19 protein-coding genes are annotated in these 15,679 nt (G+C 69.7%); 8 read left to right on the top strand and 11 right to left on the bottom strand.

What is annotated here, in order from left to right; translation table 11 throughout:
• Window positions 1-100: 100 nt before the first annotated feature.
• Window positions 101-1,120: an AraC family transcriptional regulator gene (locus tag BLT25_RS08410; RefSeq protein WP_091044202.1), complete on the top strand. Its 1,020-nt coding sequence runs from the start codon at window positions 101-103 to the stop codon at window positions 1,118-1,120.
• Here the strand turns inward: BLT25_RS08410 and BLT25_RS08405 are convergent.
• From BLT25_RS08405 to BLT25_RS08390, 4 genes are all read right to left on the bottom strand, one after another.
• A complete protein-coding gene (locus tag BLT25_RS08405; RefSeq protein ID WP_091044200.1) occupies window positions 1,110-1,883 on the bottom strand; it encodes a MerR family transcriptional regulator in 774 nt (257 codons plus the stop codon). The genes BLT25_RS08410 and BLT25_RS08405 overlap by 11 nt on opposite strands.
• A gap of 53 nt (window positions 1,884-1,936) precedes the next feature.
• A complete protein-coding gene (locus BLT25_RS08400; protein ID WP_091044196.1) occupies window positions 1,937-2,701 on the bottom strand; it encodes an ABC transporter permease in 765 nt (254 codons plus the stop codon).
• Window positions 2,698-3,495 carry an ABC transporter ATP-binding protein gene (locus tag BLT25_RS08395; protein WP_091044193.1) on the bottom strand — a complete coding sequence of 266 codons (798 nt, stop codon included), beginning with the start codon at window positions 3,493-3,495 and terminating at the stop codon, window positions 2,698-2,700. The genes BLT25_RS08400 and BLT25_RS08395 overlap by 4 nt, the downstream gene beginning before the upstream one ends.
• A gap of 81 nt (window positions 3,496-3,576) precedes the next feature.
• Window positions 3,577-3,993: an Lrp/AsnC family transcriptional regulator gene (locus BLT25_RS08390; RefSeq protein ID WP_371113326.1), complete on the bottom strand. Its 417-nt coding sequence runs from the start codon at window positions 3,991-3,993 to the stop codon at window positions 3,577-3,579.
• Between the two features lie 105 nt (window positions 3,994-4,098).
• Between BLT25_RS08390 and BLT25_RS08385 the strand changes: the two genes are divergently transcribed.
• Window positions 4,099-4,758: a LysE family translocator gene (locus BLT25_RS08385; RefSeq protein WP_176883701.1), complete on the top strand. Its 660-nt coding sequence runs from the start codon at window positions 4,099-4,101 to the stop codon at window positions 4,756-4,758.
• A 7-nt stretch (window positions 4,759-4,765) separates the two neighbouring features.
• Here BLT25_RS08385 and BLT25_RS08380 read toward each other — a convergent pair whose 3' ends face one another.
• A complete protein-coding gene (locus BLT25_RS08380; protein ID WP_091044185.1) occupies window positions 4,766-5,155 on the bottom strand; it encodes a DUF1801 domain-containing protein in 390 nt (129 codons plus the stop codon).
• A 104-nt stretch (window positions 5,156-5,259) separates the two neighbouring features.
• Between BLT25_RS08380 and BLT25_RS08375 the strand changes: the two genes are divergently transcribed.
• Both BLT25_RS08375 and BLT25_RS08370 read left to right on the top strand, forming a co-directional pair.
• Window positions 5,260-5,718, top strand: a complete 459-nt coding sequence (locus BLT25_RS08375) for a MerR family transcriptional regulator (RefSeq protein WP_091044183.1) — start codon at window positions 5,260-5,262, stop codon at window positions 5,716-5,718.
• A gap of 34 nt (window positions 5,719-5,752) precedes the next feature.
• Window positions 5,753-6,799 carry an NAD(P)-dependent alcohol dehydrogenase gene (locus BLT25_RS08370; protein ID WP_091044180.1) on the top strand — a complete coding sequence of 349 codons (1,047 nt, stop codon included), beginning with the start codon at window positions 5,753-5,755 and terminating at the stop codon, window positions 6,797-6,799.
• A 13-nt stretch (window positions 6,800-6,812) separates the two neighbouring features.
• Here BLT25_RS08370 and BLT25_RS08365 read toward each other — a convergent pair whose 3' ends face one another.
• The gene (locus tag BLT25_RS08365; RefSeq protein WP_091044179.1) at window positions 6,813-7,589 is read right to left on the bottom strand and encodes a pentapeptide repeat-containing protein; all 777 of its coding nucleotides are present in this window, start codon (window positions 7,587-7,589) and stop codon (window positions 6,813-6,815) included.
• 28 nt (window positions 7,590-7,617) lie between these two features.
• A complete protein-coding gene (locus BLT25_RS08360) occupies window positions 7,618-8,538 on the bottom strand; it encodes a patatin-like phospholipase family protein (protein WP_256328506.1) in 921 nt (306 codons plus the stop codon).
• A gap of 58 nt (window positions 8,539-8,596) precedes the next feature.
• Here BLT25_RS08360 and BLT25_RS08355 point away from each other — a divergent pair, with 58 nt between their 5' ends.
• Window positions 8,597-8,983 carry a pyridoxamine 5'-phosphate oxidase gene (locus tag BLT25_RS08355; RefSeq protein ID WP_091044176.1) on the top strand — a complete coding sequence of 129 codons (387 nt, stop codon included), beginning with the start codon at window positions 8,597-8,599 and terminating at the stop codon, window positions 8,981-8,983.
• A 66-nt stretch (window positions 8,984-9,049) separates the two neighbouring features.
• Window positions 9,050-9,961 (top strand): NAD(P)H-binding protein, encoded by a 912-nt coding sequence (locus BLT25_RS08350; RefSeq protein WP_091044174.1) that lies wholly within the window; start codon window positions 9,050-9,052, stop codon window positions 9,959-9,961.
• 7 nt (window positions 9,962-9,968) lie between these two features.
• On the opposite strand, the gene BLT25_RS08345 is transcribed toward BLT25_RS08350, so the two are convergent.
• The gene (locus BLT25_RS08345; RefSeq protein ID WP_091044171.1) at window positions 9,969-10,676 is read right to left on the bottom strand and encodes a CPBP family intramembrane glutamic endopeptidase; all 708 of its coding nucleotides are present in this window, start codon (window positions 10,674-10,676) and stop codon (window positions 9,969-9,971) included.
• Between the two features lie 151 nt (window positions 10,677-10,827).
• On the opposite strand from BLT25_RS08345, the gene BLT25_RS08340 reads away from it, so the two are divergent.
• Both BLT25_RS08340 and BLT25_RS08335 read left to right on the top strand, forming a co-directional pair.
• Window positions 10,828-11,466 carry a class I SAM-dependent methyltransferase gene (locus BLT25_RS08340; protein WP_091044169.1) on the top strand — a complete coding sequence of 213 codons (639 nt, stop codon included), beginning with the start codon at window positions 10,828-10,830 and terminating at the stop codon, window positions 11,464-11,466.
• A gap of 32 nt (window positions 11,467-11,498) precedes the next feature.
• Entirely contained in the window at window positions 11,499-12,380 is an 882-nt protein-coding gene (locus BLT25_RS08335) for an ATP-grasp domain-containing protein (protein ID WP_091044167.1), read from the top strand.
• On the opposite strand, the gene BLT25_RS08330 is transcribed toward BLT25_RS08335, so the two are convergent.
• From BLT25_RS08330 to BLT25_RS08320, 3 genes are read right to left on the bottom strand one after another with little or no spacing between them, the layout of a single operon-like run.
• Window positions 12,377-13,897, bottom strand: coding sequence for a flavin-containing monooxygenase (locus tag BLT25_RS08330; RefSeq protein WP_091044166.1), 1,521 nt, complete (start codon window positions 13,895-13,897; stop codon window positions 12,377-12,379). The two genes, BLT25_RS08335 and BLT25_RS08330, sit on opposite strands and share 4 nt — an antisense overlap.
• Window positions 13,894-14,718: an alpha/beta fold hydrolase gene (locus tag BLT25_RS08325; protein WP_143033684.1), complete on the bottom strand. Its 825-nt coding sequence runs from the start codon at window positions 14,716-14,718 to the stop codon at window positions 13,894-13,896. The genes BLT25_RS08330 and BLT25_RS08325 overlap by 4 nt, the downstream gene beginning before the upstream one ends.
• Window positions 14,705-15,679 carry an AurF N-oxygenase family protein gene (locus BLT25_RS08320; RefSeq protein ID WP_091044160.1) on the bottom strand — a complete coding sequence of 325 codons (975 nt, stop codon included), beginning with the start codon at window positions 15,677-15,679 and terminating at the stop codon, window positions 14,705-14,707. The genes BLT25_RS08325 and BLT25_RS08320 overlap by 14 nt, the downstream gene beginning before the upstream one ends.

Raw genomic sequence — 15,679 nt, 5'->3', positions numbered from 1 at the left:
CGACTGGCAATGTGACGTACGCAACAGTAGAGACCAGAGTCCGTCGTCGCTTATCCTGACGGGACATGTTGCTTGTCATTCAGGGACACCCGGAGGACGTGTGAAGCCACTCGCCCGCTACGCGGCACTCAACGGGTACGCCGACCTCAGCAGGTCGCTCGGGCTCGAGCCGAGCGATCTGCTCAGGCGCTGCGGCCTCGACCCGGCAGGGCTCGGGATGCCGGACCGGTGGGTGCCCGCGATCGCCGTCGCCACGCTCCTCGAGGAGTCGGCGCGGGAGTCGGGCCACGCCGACTTCGGGCTGCGGCTCGCGGAGCGGCGCCGATTCTCCAACCTGGGACCGGTCAGCCTGGTCGTCCGAGAGGAGCCGGACGTACGCAGCACCCTGCGCATCCTGAGCCGCTACGAGCACATGTACAACGAGTCGCTGCGCACCCGGCTCACCGAGTCCGGCGGGACGGCGACGATCCGGGTCGACCTGGACCTCGGGGAACCGGCGGAGTCACGCCAGGCGATCGAGCTGGCCGTCGCCGTGCTGCACCGTCTGCTGAGCGGATTCCTGGGTGCCGGGTGGCGCCCGCTCGCGGTCTGCTTCGCCCACCATCCGCCCGCCGACGTCGCGACCCATCGACGCATGTTCGGCACGGCGGTCACCTTCGACCACGAGTTCCACGGCCTCGTCTTCTCCGCCGCGGACCTCTCCACCCCGAACCGGATGGCCGACCCGGGCCTCCACCAGTACGCCCACCACCTCCTGGAGTCGCTCGAACCCTCGCGCGTGGGCACGGTGCCCGACCGGGTGCGCGAGCTGATCGAGGTCCTGCTACCGACCGGACGATGCTCGATCGAGCAGGTCGCGCGCAGTCTCGGAGTCGACCGCCGCACGGTGCATCGACGGCTCGCGGCGTACGACCTGACCTTCTCCTCGCTGCTCGACGAGACCCGCTCAGCGCTCGCCGAGCGGATGCTCGCCGGCGGGCGCTACACGCTGACCGAGATCTCCGAGCTCCTGTCCTTCTCGGCCCCGAGCAACTTCACCCGGTGGTTCCGCGGCAGGTACGGCTGCAGCCCGAGCCGTTGGCGCTCGGACCAGCTGCGGCGTACGTCGTCTAGCTCTTGATGCGCTCGAGCTTGGTCCAGCCGGTGTAGCCGCGCTTCTCGACGAGGCGCATGAGGTCGCGGGCGACGGGGACCTGCTCGACGAACATCGAGTCGAGCAGGGCGACGAGCTCGTCAGGCATGGCCTGGTCGGCGTCGGTGTAGGCGGCCCAGTCCTCGGGGGAGATCGCTTCGAGCTGGGAGACGATCTGGTCGGCGATGGTCTCCAGGCGCGGATCACCGGGCTCCCAGTCGAGCATGGCCTCCAGCTCCTTGTACGTCTCCACGATCGAGGGATCGTCGAGCTGGCCGACCTTGCTGCGGATGAAGGGTTCCATGCTCTGCGGCTGCTGGGCGGCGACGAGGATCCAGGCGTCGCGCTCGCCCTGGATCATCCGCTCCGGGATGCCGAGCTCCCGCATCCGCTCCAGATAGGCGACCGCCTCCGGCGGGAGGGCGAGACCGTCCCCGTGGACGAGACGAGCGATCCGCTCGCGGTGCCCCTGCCGCTCGCGGATCTCGAGACGGAGGCGCTTGTCGATCTCGGCGACCGCCTTCTTGAAATCGTCGTCGCCGGCGTCCAGCAGCTCCTTGACACGGGAGAGCGGGACGCCGGCGTCGGCGAGGATGCGGATCTTGATCAGGTCGACCACAGCAGCGGCGTCGTAGCGTCGGTATCCCGAGTGGTCGCGCTCTGGCTCCACCAACAGCCCTTTGGCGTGGTAGTGGCGCACGGCCCTGACGGTGACACCGGCGTACGACGCCAGCTGGCTGATCGTGAGCATCCCCGAATAGTGGCGGGAACGCCGTACTTTGTCTCGTGGTTTTGCCGCGTGGTTCAGGAGAACTTGCGACGGTAGGCGGCGGTGGCCAGGACGTACGCGACGACCAGGAGGCCGACGCACCAGGCCAGCGCGATCCACAGGTCGTTGCCCGGGTCCTCCCCGGCGAAGATCGCCCGGATGGTGTCGACGATCGGGGTGACCGGCTGGTGCTCGGCGAAGGCCTGCACCGGGCCGGGCATGGTGTCGGTCGGGACGAATGCCGAGCTGAGGAAGGGCAGGAAGATCAGCGGGTAGGAGAAGGCGCTGGCGCCCTCGACCGTGCCGGCCGTCAGGCCCGGGATCACCGCGAGCCAGGTCAGCGCGAGGGTGAACAGCGCCAGGATGCCGATGACCGCGAGCCAGTCGAGCACGCTCGCGCCGGTGCGGAAGCCCATCAGCAGGGCGACGAGCACCACCACCACCAGCGAGATCATGTTCGCCACCACCGAGGTGATCACGTGACCCCACAGCACCGCCGAGCGGGCGATCGGCATCGACTGGAACCGGTCGAACATGCCGCCGTTCTTGTCCTGGAACAGACGGTAGGCGGTGTAGGCGATGCCGGAGGCGATGGTGATCAACAGGATGCCGGGTAGCTGATAGCTGACGTAGCTCTCGTGGGAGCCGGTGTCGATCGCGCCGCCGAAGACGTACACGAACATGAGCATCATGGCGACCGGGGTGATCGCGGTGGTGACGATGGTGTCGGGGCTGCGGCCGATGTGTCGCAGGGAACGGCCGGTCAGGACGGCGGTGTCGCCGAAGAATCGGGTGGTCATCGTGACTCCTTCACGTTGTTCGTGCTGGCGGACTCGCCGTTGGACTTGCTGGTGATGGCGAGGAAGATCTCCTCGAGGGACGGCTGCTTCTCGACGTACTCCTGCTTGGCCGGCGGGAACATCGCCTTGAGCTCGGCGAGGGTCCCGTTGGCGATGATGCGGCCCTCGTGGAGGATCGCGATCCGGTCGGCGAGCTGCTCGGCCTCTTCGAGGTACTGGGTGGTGAGCAGGACCGTCGTGCCGCGGTCGGCGAGCTCCTTGACGGTCTGCCAGACCTCGATCCGGGCCTCCGGGTCGAGACCGGTGGTCGGCTCGTCGAGGAAGATCACCGGCGGGTTGCCGATGAGGCTCATCGCGATGTCGATCCGGCGGCGCATACCACCGGAGTACGTCGCGACCTTGCGGCCACCGGCCTCGGTGAGCGAGAACCGGGCGAGGAGCTCATCGGCGACCGCGCCCGGGTTCTTCTGACGGAGCAGCTTGGCGATCAGGATGAGGTTCTCGCGGCCGGTCAGGATCTCGTCGACGGCGGCGAACTGGCCGGTGAGGCTGATGGACGTGCGTACGTCCTGGGCCTGGGTCTCGACGTCGAAGCCGTTGACCGTCGCCTGGCCGCCGTCCGCCTTGAGGAGCGTCGTCAGGATCTTCACGGTCGTGGTCTTGCCGGCGCCGTTGGAGCCGAGGAGGGCGAAGATGCTCCCCTTCTCGACGCTCATGTCGACGCCTTGGAGGACGTGCACGTCGCCGTAGGACTTGGTCAGTCCGGCGATCTGGATTGCTGGTGTCGGGTTCATGTCGATAAGCGTCGAGGGTTGACCTTGGGTCAAGGTCAAGCGAAAGTTCCGACCTTTTTTCGACGGCCCCGATCAGGCGGGTCAGTCGTTGCTCTTGACGGCCTTCATCGTGGGGTGGGAGACCATCCGGTGGACGCCCGGGAGCGGGTACATCTTCTCGGTCTGGAAGCGTTCGAAGGCGTTGCTGTCGGCGACGTCGACGCGGATGACGTAGTCGATCTCGCCGTAGACCCGGCGCATCTCGGTGACCTCGTCGTAGGACGCGACCATCTCCTCGAACTGGTCGACGACCTCCTTGCTGGTCATCGTGATCTGCACCAGCAGATAGACACAGAAGTCCCGACCCGACGCCACCGGGTCCAGCCGGGCGCGGTAACCGGCGATCACCCCGGACTCCTCCAGGCGCCTGACCCGGCGCAGGCACGGCGCGGGCGTCAGCCCCACACGGGAGGCGAGCTCGACGTTGCTCAACCGGCCGTCGATGGTCAGTTCACGCAAGATTGCTCGATCAGTGGCATCAATGCTTGTCACATTGCTCATCCTCCACCAGAAGGGACATTATCGGCAATCAAAGTGCTCGAAACGAGCGATAGAATGGCGTCCATGCTGGAACAACTGGTCGCCTTCGCGGCCACCTCGCTCGTCGTCATCGTCGTCCCTGGTCCGGACATGATGCTGACCCTGCGCAACGCCGCCCGGGGCGGCCGTGCCGGGGCGCTGTGGACCGCGGCGGGCATCATGACCGGCCTCGCCGTCCTCGGCACCGCGGCGGCTCTCGGCATCACCGCCCTGCTGACCGCCTCCCCCGCGCTGTTCCAGATCGTCCGGGTCGCCGGCGGCATCTACCTCGTCTACCTCGGCGTCCAGGCGCTGCGCGCCTACCTGCGCGCCCGCCGGGAGCACCGGACCCCGGGTGTATCGGTCGCCGCGGCCGCGATCGTGCGCCCCGGATCCGGCGGCATCGCGCGCTCGACGTGCTTCCGCCAGGGGCTGCTGAGCAACCTCCTCAACCCGAAGGTCGCGGCCTTCTACCTCTCGCTGTTCCCGCAGTTCGACCTCTCGCCGCTGGCGCCCTTCGCCCAGCACATCGCGCTCGCGGCGACGTTCTGGGTGCTCTGCCTGGTCTGGTACGCCGGGCTGATCACCGTCATCACCCGGCTCGCGCCCCGCCTGCAGTCACCGGCGTTCGCGCGGCGTACCGAAGGGCTGGCGGGGACCGCCATGATGGGCCTCGGCGCGCTCGTGCTCACCGGGTCGGCCTGACTCCGGCTCAGCCCTTCTGCAGGCGGCGCCAGCCACCGGCGCGGTTGTTGGCCACGATGGCGCGCAGCAGCTCGGTCAGCGCGGGGCGGTCGATCGGGTCGTCGCGGTAGATCTGGATGGCACGCCCGGTGGCGTTGCCGTGCCCCTGGTTGATGATCCCGGCCGGGTCCGGGACGGTCGGGTCGTAGAGGAACAGGTTGATGTGGTCCTTGGTGGCGAGGAGCGCGCAGACGTTGCCCTGCAGCACGAAGTAGGGCTGGACCGTCCGCTTGATCGTCTCCTCGATCTCCGGGTCGGCATCGTGGATGATCTCGCGCAGCTCGCGGCAGATGTCGCGCTGCCACTCGGGCAGACCGTCGAGGTAGCTGTCGACTCCGGCATGGGTGCGGATGGCCATGATCGCAATGTACGCCCGGGCCGCAGCCGCCCGGCAAGCCAAATACACATGTCGATAAATCATCCCTTTGACTTCAAGTACTTGAAGTTCTTAGCGTTTTTGGTGTGACTGCATCAACGACTCGGACCTACACGATCCGAGAGGTGGCGACGCTGACCGGACTACCGGCCAGCACGCTGCGCTACTACGAGACGATCGGGCTGATCTCGCCGGTCAGCCGCGGTGCCAGCAGCGGCCACCGGGTCTATGACGAGACCGACCTGGACCAGTTGACCGGCGTCGCCTGCCTGGCCGCGATCGGCCTCTCGATCGATGACATGAGGACGTACGTCACCAACGGCCGCCTCGGTCGCGACGGCGCCAAGGAGCAGATCGACCTCCTCATCGGCCATGCCGAGCACCTCGCCCGGGAGGCCGAGCATCTCGAGCTGCGGCGGGCCTACGTCGGTCTCAAGACCGACTATTGGCGAGCCGTCTCCGCGGGCGACGAGGCCCGCGCCGAGGAGATCGGCGAGCAGGCGCATGCCATCGCCGACCGGATCCGCAGCCGCGAGAACCACTGATCCACCACCTATCTCAGACTCAGGAGAACCATCCATGCGCGTCAACGCGTACGCAGCACCCTCCGCCGGCGAGCCGCTGGCCCCGATCACCATCGAGCGCCGTGCGGTCGGTGAGAACGACGTCCTCATCGCGATCGAGTACGCCGGCATCTGCCACTCCGACATCCACACCGTCAACGGCGACTGGGGCCCGCAGCCGTTCCCGGTCGTCCCGGGCCACGAGATCGTCGGCCGCGTCACCGAGGTCGGTGCCTCCGTCACCGACCACAAGGTCGGCGACCGCGTCGGCGTCGGCTGCTTCGTGAACTCGTGCGGCGAGTGCGCCAACTGCCGCAACGGTGACGAGCAGCACTGCTCGACCCCCGGCGGCGGGGTTGGGACGTACGCCGCGAAGGACCGCGACGGCTCGTTCACCCAGGGCGGCTACTCGACCCACGTCGTCGTCGACGCCCACTTCGCGCTCAAGGTGCCCGAGGGCATGGACCCGGCGGCCGCCACGCCGCTGCTGTGCGCCGGCATCACCACGTACGCGCCCCTGAAGAAGTGGGGCGCCGGGCCCGGCAAGAAGGTCGCGATCGTCGGCCTCGGCGGCCTCGGCCACATGGGCGTCCAGATCGCCCACGCGATGGGTGCCGAGGTCACCGTGCTCTCGCAGTCGCTGAAGAAGCAGGAGGACGGGCTGCGGCTCGGCGCGGACCACTACTACGCCACCTCCGACCCGGCGACCTTCGAGCAGCTGGCGAGCTCGTTCGACCTGATCGTGAACACCGTCAGCGCAAAGATCGACCTCGACGCCTACCTCGGCCTGCTCGCCGTGGACGGCACGATGGTCAACGTCGGCGCGCCCGCGGAGCCGCTGAGCGTCAACGTGTTCTCGCTGATCACCAACCGGCGCAACTTCGCCGGCTCGATGATCGGCGGCATCGCGCTGACCCAGGAGATGCTCGACTTCTGCGCCGAGCACGGCATCGGCTCCGAGATCGAGGTGATCTCGGCGGACCAGATCAACGAGGCGTACGCCCGGGTCCTGGCCTCCGACGTGCGCTACCGCTTCGTGATCGACACCGCCACGCTGGCCTGAGTCCGCTGCGGTTCTAGCCCCAGTGGGCGGGCCGGTCGTGCCCTGCGGGCAGGCGGGTGCTCCCGTCTCCTCGCAGGGCGTTGACCTGCGCCTGACTGAGGAAGAGAACCCGGGAGAGGTCAGCGCCCGCGACCGCCGCGTCCCGCAGATCCGCACCGAGCAGGTCGGTATCGGCGAGGTCGACGCCCCGTAGGTCGGCGGCCATGAGGAGCGCGCTTCTGAGGTCGGCACGACGCAGGTCCCGCCGGCGCAGGTCGCGGCCGACCAGGTCGGCTCCGGCCAGCGACTGGCCGGCGGGGCGGCGTACCTCTGCGCTCACCCGGCGAAGCGCGTTCCCAACCACCGAGCGGAGTGCGCCCACGTCGGTGGCGAGCACGTCGTCGGCGGCGCCGGCCGCCGCGGCGGAGACCTGCACGGTCAGCTCGGCGAGGTCGGGCGACGGGCTCCGCTCGGCGGCCTCCTCGAGCAGTGCCAGCATCTCGTGCAGGTGCCGCATCACGGCGAAGACGTCGAACATCTGCTGCCGCGACGTCGGCTCGGTGCGCCAGTCGGCACCGCCGAAGGTCACCTGGGTGACCTGCTGACCTGCGCCGAAGCACTCGAACACGGTGCAGCCCGCATACCCGCGGTCCCGCAGCCGGTCGTGGATCCCGCAGCCGAAGTCGGGTCCGAGGTGGCGGCAGGGATCGCCGCCGGCCTTGTCCTCCGGAAAGTCCGCCGAGCGGGTGAAGGGCAGTGCCACGCAGCACAGGCCCGCGCAGCGGGAGCAGTCGGACCGGTAGGTGCTCATCGGAGGCAGGGTACGCCGCTGGGCCGCGTCAGCATCCGGCGTCGTCGAGCGCCTTGGCCGTCAGCTGCCGGCCGAGCTCGATCATCTCGGTGGCGCGATGGAAGTCGAGCGTGCGGGCGGCGTCGACCGGCACGGTGATCAGGACGTCGGGCGGCAGCCCCGCCAGCCGGTAGCGCGCGATCATCTCCTGCATTGCATCCCACGACAGCGTCATGACGTCGGCGACGCGCAGGTCGGGCTGAGCGCGGCTCGGCTCCGCCCTCGGGGTCGTGGTCGTCTCGCCGCCGACGCCCAGCTTGCCGCGGAGGCGCCGGAAGACCGTCGTACCGGACTCGTCAGCGGTGACGTCGGCGGAGTTCTCGACCACGGGCGATTGCGTCCCGCGCTGGGTGCGCCGGCCCTGCAGCGAGACCGCGATGGTCAGGTCGGCCGGGGTGGCGGCGGTCGGGCCCATCGGCAGCGGGTTGAGCAGGCCGCCGTCGACGAGCACCCGGCCGTTCCACATCACCGGCAGGAAAACGCCCGGGATGCCGATCGAGGCCCGGATCGCCTTGACCAGCGGGCCGCGCTGGAACCACACCTCACGGTGCGACTCCAGGTCGGTCGCGACCGCGGTGAACGGGACCGGAAGATCCTCGATGAGCTGCTCGCCCAGCAGGTTCTCCAGCTCCGCGACGACGCCGTCGGCGTTGAACGCACCACCCGCCCGCCACTTCGGGTCGAGCAGCCGCAGCACGTCGATCTGCCGCAGCGCCGTCGCCCAGTCGGCGAACTCCTCGTCCTTGCCGGCGGCGATCAGACCGCCGACCAGCGCCCCCATCGAGGTGCCCGCGACCGTCACGATCTCGTGTCCCCGCTCCCGCAGCTCCTGGATGACGCCCAGGTGGGCGTAGCCCCGTGCACCGCCTGCCCCCAGGGCGAGTGCGACCCGCTTGCCATTCATCGCCATGCCCTCATGATCCCCGATACGCCGTGGGCGCTCTGCACGTCGGACTACTGTGCCGGATATGAGCATCCCGGTCGCGCTGTCCGATCTCGCCGCCACGCTCGAACGCTTCGGCAGCGGTTTCCTGCTGACCACCGCGGGCGAGCGGATCAAGGTCGTGGTCGTGGACCCGGTCGTCGACGGCTCGACGCTGCGGATCTCGGATCCGGGCGGCGGCACCCGTGCGAACCTCGCCGCGAACCCGGTGCTCACCTTGACGTACGCCCCGCTCACGCCGCGCGAGCATGCGCTGATCGTCGACGGCACCGGCCGCGTCGAGGGATCCGATGTCCTCGTGACACCCACCGGCGCCGTGCTGCATCGGCCGGCGTCGCACGCGTCCGGTCCCGTACCCGAGGAGGGCTGCGGGCAGGACTGCCGGCCGGTCGGCCCGTCGAACCCGGCCTGAGCGGATCCGGAGGAAGCGACCGTGTCATGGCGCCGTCGGGCACGGCGGCATCCGTAGGCTCGACCCATGGAGACCTCGCCCACCGTGCTCGTCACCGGCGCGACCGGCTTCATCGGTCGGCGATTGGTCGCCGAGCTGACCCGCCGCGGCACCACGGTGCGGGCGATGACCCGACGCCCGGACGCCTACGACGGCCCCGGCGAAGCGGTGGGTGCCGACGTCGACGATCCGAGCACCCTGTCGGCCGCGGTCGACGGGGTCGACGTGGCGGTCTATCTGGTGCACTCGCTCGACCACGAGGACTTCGAGGAGCGCGACGCCCGGGCCGCGCGGGCCTTCGGGGCCGCCGCAGCTCGGGCCGGGCTGCGCCAGATCGTCTATCTCGGCGGCCTCGGCGACGATGACGGGGACCTCTCTCCCCACCTGCGCTCTCGCCGCGAGGTCGAGACCCTGCTCGGCGAGGCCGGCGTCCCGGTCACGGTGCTGCGCGCCGCGATCGTCGTCGGCCACGGCGGCGTCTCCTGGGAGCTGACCCGGCAGCTGGTCAAGAACCTCCCCGCGATGGTGGTGCCGAGGTGGACCGCCACCCGGACCCAGCCCATCGCCGTCGACGACGTGATCCGCTATCTCGCGGGTGTCATCGACAACGAGGACGCGATCCGCGAGGTCTTCGAGATCGGCGGTCCCGAGGCGATGACGTACGTCGACATGCTGACCGTCGCCTCCCAGGTGGCCACCGGCCGGTCGATCCCCGTCGTCCCGGTGCCGGTGCTGACGCCGCGGCTGTCCTCGTACTGGCTGGCGCTGGTGACCGACATCGACCTGACCACGGGGCGCAACCTGATCGACTCGATGAGCACCGAGGTGGTCGTGCAGGACCGGCGCATCCTCGAGGTCGTGCCCGGCGAGCCGTTGCCCTATCGCGAGGCCGTGCGGCGTGCCCTGGCCGAGCGGCTGGCCGAGGGCAAGGGGCTCTGAGGGTTTCTCAGCCGAAGAGCAGCGGCAGCGCCAGCAGCATCGACAGCGACCACACACAGTGGGTGAGGATCGGCGCGAGTACGCCACCGGACGCACGCCGCTCGAGCCCGACCACGATCCCGAGCAGGATCGCCGCGAAGGCCAGCATCACGTTGCCGGTCGCGAGCGTCGCGATCACGTAGGCCACCGACGTCCAGGCGACCGGGTGGCGAGGGAGGGCGGCGTAGACGGCGCCGCGGAAGAACAGCTCCTCCGCCACCCCGTTGACGGCCGTCACCACGACCAGGATCGGCAGCGAGCCCTGGTCGGCGAAGTCGAGCACCGAGCGCACCTGCCGGTCCAGCCACGGGATCTCGCGCACGACGAGACCGCCGATCACGAAGATCCCGGCCAGACCGAGCCCGAGCAGGATCGGCGGCAGCACGGGGCGTACGAACCGGCGCTCTCGCTGCCCCCGCCGGCGCCAGGCGTCGATCCGGCCGAGATGGAGCGGCCCGGACGCGAAGGCGCCGATGACCCAGACTCCGGCCAGGGCGAAGGCCGCCGGATAGAACCAGACACTGCCCGGCTCGATCCGCAGCGAGACCCCGAGCACGACCGCGCCGAGCACGACGAAGCCGACCGTGACCAGCTGGCGGCGACGTAGCGCGGCGTCACCCTGCCGGTGATCGCGCGGGACGACGTCCCACAAGGACCTGCGCACCCAGCGGCGCACGGCACTCCCCTCGCTCCGGTGACGGCTGCGTTCACCGTCCAACCTAGCGGGCGATCGACACTGATCAGAGGATCGCGACGGCTGGACGACGGTCCTCCACGCGGCTCGCCTCAATATCGCGCGCTTCGCGGTGCCCTAGAGTCGATTTCCGATGCCCGACAACTGGCTGAACCAGACCCGCGAGTCGTACGACACCGATGCCGCCGGCTACGCCGAGCAGGTACGCGGCCTGCTGGACGATCGTCCGTACCTGCGTGCCGGTCTGGCGGTGTTCGCCGAGGCGGTGCGGGAGGACGGCGAGCCGGTGGCCGACGTCGGCTGCGGCCCCGGGTACGTCACCCGGCACCTCCACGACCTCGGGATCGAGGCGTTCGGGATCGACCTCTCTCCGGAGATGATCGCGATCGCCCGGCGGGATCATCCGGATCTCGCCTTCGAGGTCGGGTCGATGACCGACCTTCCGCTGGCGGACCGATCGCTCGGCGGCGTACTCGCCTTCTGGTCGGTCATCCACATCCCCGACGCGGCGGTGCCCGGGGTGTTCGAGGAGTTCCGACGGGTGCTGCGGCCGGGCGGGTCGGTGCTGGTCGGGTTCCACGTCGGCGACGAGACCCGGCGGTCGACGACCGGCTACACCGGGCGGCCGATCAACGTCGACAGCCATCGCCGTCGGCCGGAGCAGATCTCGGGGTGGCTGCGCAGGGCCGGGTTCAGCATCGAGGCGGAGCTCCTGATGCGGCCCGACGACGAGGTGCCGGGCGCGATCGTCTTCGCGCGGGCGCCGGTTTGATCGCTCACGAAACAGCGTTCATAGTGCGCAGCATGGTGAACGAGATCGGCCGGTTGGCATGGGTGACGGCGCGAGAAGCACGTGGACGCGACGATGACGAGCCGCTCGCCCTGGCCGCGCTGGGACGGGCGAGGGCCGCCGTCGACGTGGTCGACTGGGACGATCGGAGCGTCGACTGGGCTGCGTACGACCGGGTCGTGCTCAGGTCGACCTGGGACTACCCGCAGCGGCTGGCCGAGTTCCTGACCTGGCTCGACGAGGTCACCCAGGTCACCGAGCTGGTCAACCCACCGCAGCTCGTGCGCTGGAGCCTGGACAAGAGGTATCTCGCCGAGCTCGAGGCGGCCGGGGTGCCGATCACGCCGACCGTCTTCGTCGAGCCCGGCTCGACGGCAGAGTTTCCCGACGGCGACTTCGTGGTCAAGCCCTCGGTCGGGGCCGGGAGCAGGGATGCGGCTTCGTACGGAACCGAGGACCATGCGGCCGCGGCGGCTCACGTCGCCCGCCTCCACGCCGACGGCCAGGTCGTGCTGGTCCAGCCGTTCCTGAAGTCGGTGCCCGTCGACGGCGAGTGGCCGATGGTCTTCTTCGACGGCCGCTTCAGCCACGCCGCCAGCAAGCGGGTCGACCTGCCGCGGGCCGGCGCCGTCGACGACCTCTTCGCCGTGGAGACCAACGCGGCACACACCGCCGCCCAGGATCAGATCGAGGTCGCGCAGGCCGCCGTGGACCTGGTCACCAGCCGGTTCGGGACACCGACGTACGCCCGGATCGACCTGGTCCGGGACAACGACGGCCGCTACTGCGTGCTCGAGGTCGAGCTGGTCGAGCCCTCGCTCTTCCTGCCCCAGGCCGACCCGGCCGCGGCCGACAGGCTCGCCGCCGTCCTCACGTCTCCGCGGGACGGGCGCTAGGCAGGCACCCGCTCCGCGACCTCCTCGGCGACCTGCTCGGCGACCGGTGCGGTCCTCGGCGTGAACCGCAGGTTCAGGTCGTCGACGGAGCGGAGCCGGAGCTCGCGGGTGTCGTACAGGTAGTCCTGCCGGACCTGCCACGGCGCCCGCTTGCCCTGGCGGGGCATCACGGCGTCACCGCGCTGGATGTAGCCCGACCGCATCGAGGCACCCATCACCGAGACCTCCTCGCGCTCGTCGCCGGCCGCCTCCGCCACGACCTGGCCGTGGCCGTGGCGGGCCATGTGCTTGAGCAGACGGCACAGATAGGCGGCGGCCAGGTCGGCCTTCAGGGTCCAGGACGCGTTCGTGTAGCCCATCACGATCATGGCGTTGGGCACGCCCTCGACCAGGTTGCCCTTGTAGAGCATCCGGTCGCGGGTGTCGACCGGCTGGCCGTCGACCTCGATCCGCATACCGCCCAGCAGCTGGATCCGGAGACCGGTCGCGGTGATGACGATGTCGGCCGCGAGCTCCTCGCCGGACGCCAGCCGGATGCCGGTCTCGGTGAAGGTGCCGATCGTGTCGGTGACGATGGAGGCCTCGCCGCGTCGCAGGACGGAGAAGAGATCGCCGTTCGGCACCACGCACAGCCGCTCGTCCCAGGGGTTGTAGCTCGGCTGGAAGTGCTTCATGTCGACCGCGCTCCCGACCTGGGCGCGGATCGCCGCCAGGATCGCCTTCCGGGCGGCCTTGGGGGCGGTGCGGCAGAAGCGGTACATGCCCTGCTGCAGCAGGATGTTGCGTACGCGGCCGGTGCCGTAGACCGCCCGGGTCGGCACCTTCAACAGGTTGAAGGCGGCGGAGACCGGGTCCTCGGCCGGGACCGGCACGACGTACGTCGGGGAGCGCTGCAGCATCGTGACGTGCTCGGCCTTCTCGGCCATGTTGGGGACCAGGGTGATCGCGGTGGCCCCGCTGCCGATGACGACCACGCGCTTGCCCGTGTGGTCGAGGTCCTCGGGCCAGTGCTGCGGGTGGATCAACTCACCCTGGAACCGCTCCTCGCCGGGGAACGTCGGACGGTGCCCCTGGTCGTAGTCGTAGTAGCCGGTCGCGCCGACGAGGAAGTGGCTCGTCCACTCCTCCGTCTCGCCGGTGGTCTCGTCGAGGGCCGTAGTGGTCCACAGGCCACGCTCGCTGGACCAGGATGCGGAGACGACCTTGCGGCCGAAGTGGGTGTGCCGGGTGACGCCGTACTCGTCCGCGGTCTCCTCGATGTAGCGCTTGATGCTCGGGCCGTCGGCCAGCACCTTGGTCCCGTTCCACGGCCGGAACCCGTAGCCGAAGGTGAACATGTCGGAGTCCGAGCGGATCCCGGGGTAGCGGAACAGGTCCCAGGTGCCGCCCATCGCGGTGCGGCGCTCGAGGATGGCGTACGTCCGCCCGGTCCGTTCGCGGGTCAGCTGGCTGGCGACGCCGACGCCGGAGAGACCGGCTCCGACGATGAGGACGTCGACGTGGCGCTGGGTGGTCATGCGGTCCTCCGGAGGTCCGTGGTCGTCAGGTCCAGGGTCGTCGCGAGGATGGTGTCGGCGATCAGGTCGGGATCGTCGGCCATCGGCACGTGCCCGCAGCCGGGCAGTTCGACGTGGCGCGCTCCGGGCAGACGCAGTCGTGCCTGGTCGGCCTGGTAGGGACGCAGGACCCGGTCCTTGGTCCCCCACGCGACCGTGATCGGCACATCGGCCGGCACGGCACCGTCGAACAGGTAGCCGCCGCGGATGATGTCGCGCAGCGCCTGCTTGGAGTCGAGCATGTTGCACAGGTCCTCGTACGCGACGTCCGCCGGGATCGCCGCCGGCCGGGCGGTCAGCCAGCTGAGCCCGAGCGTCCGGCCCCACGGGTGACGAAGAAGCCACGGCGCGACCGGCCGCAGGACCCCCGAGGTCGCGATGACCGAGGCGAACAGCGCGCGCACGTAGGCGAACTCGAGGTCGTTGCGCCAGAAGCCGGCCGGCGAGATCGCGGTGACGCTGCGAGCGAGCCCGTGCTTGCTCAGCTCCAGGGCGACCACGCCACCGAGGCTGTTGCCCACGACGTGCGGACGCTCCAGGCCGGCCGCGGCCAGAAACTCCTCGAGCGGGTCGATCAGCGCCTGCCGGGGTGAGCGGCCGTCGGCCACGTGGGCCGGAGACTCGCCGTGGCCGGGCAGGTCCACGAGGAACACCTCGTGGTGCTCGGCGAGCCGGTCGACGACCGGGTGCCAGGCCTGGCGGCGGTGACCGATGCCGTGGATCATCAGCAGCGGCTCGCCCGAGCCGGTGCTCTCGTACGCCAGCACCTCAGACCGCCGCACTCGACGGCTGTGCGCGGTAGCGCGCGGCCCGCCCGTCGATGCCGAGGGCGCGCCAGACCAGCTTGGCCGGTCCCTTGCGGATCCCCAGGTTGTCGGCCAGGAGGCGTACGTCCGAGAAGAGGTCGCGCAGGAGCTTCTCGGAGTCCTGGGAGTTCCACCAGATCTCCTTGGCGACTTCCTTCGGGATGCCCATGTCCTCGCGCGCCTGCTTGCTCGGCACCATGATCACGTCGCACAGGAGGCGCATGACCACCGGGAACAGGTAGGTCAGCGCGCGCCGCTTGATGGGGTTCATCTGCTGCCAGTGGTGCTCGAGGTATTGGTGCGCGAACCCGATGTGGCGGGCCTCCTCGGCGATGTGGATCTGCATGACGCGGTAGATCAGCGGGTGGCTGCCGCCGGCACGCATGATGCTCTTCTGCAGATGGTCGATCGGCTCCTCGCCGCCGAGGATGCCGACGAAGAAGATCTCCGGGAACCAGGTCCCGGCCGACGTCACCAGCGGAGCCAGCCAGGCGAACCACCCCGGTGCCCCGGCGACGCCGTCGACCCCGGAGTTCTCCACGAACCGGTTGACCGACTCCTGGAACATCTGGATGTGGTGGGTCTCCTCAGTGACCTCGTGCATCGCGTAGCGGAACTCGGGGTTGCCGTCCTTCGCCAGGATCAGGTGGTGCATCACGCCCGCGATGAGCACCTGCTCGAACTGGCGCCCGACCTTCGCGATCTGCGCGTAGCGGTAGACCCCGATCTGGATCTGTCGCTCCTTCGAGAGCGACTTGTACCACTCGTGACGGCCGATCTCGTCGGCGTCGGTGAGGACGAAGCGCTCGTCGTTCGGGTCGAGGTGCAACTCGGGATCGTCCCACTTGATGTCCTTGAACGCCTGGAAGTGCTGGTCCACCGAGGCCTCGGAGAGCGTCCGCAGCGTGTCGTAGTAGGACTGCTTCGTCGTGTTCAT

This window comes from Nocardioides sp. YR527 (assembly GCF_900101045.1).
In the GTDB taxonomy this organism is placed as follows: Bacteria; Actinomycetota; Actinomycetes; order Propionibacteriales; family Nocardioidaceae; genus Nocardioides.
The sequence above is the reverse complement of the archived record's forward strand: the minus strand, read 5'-3'. Positions and strand labels throughout refer to the sequence as shown.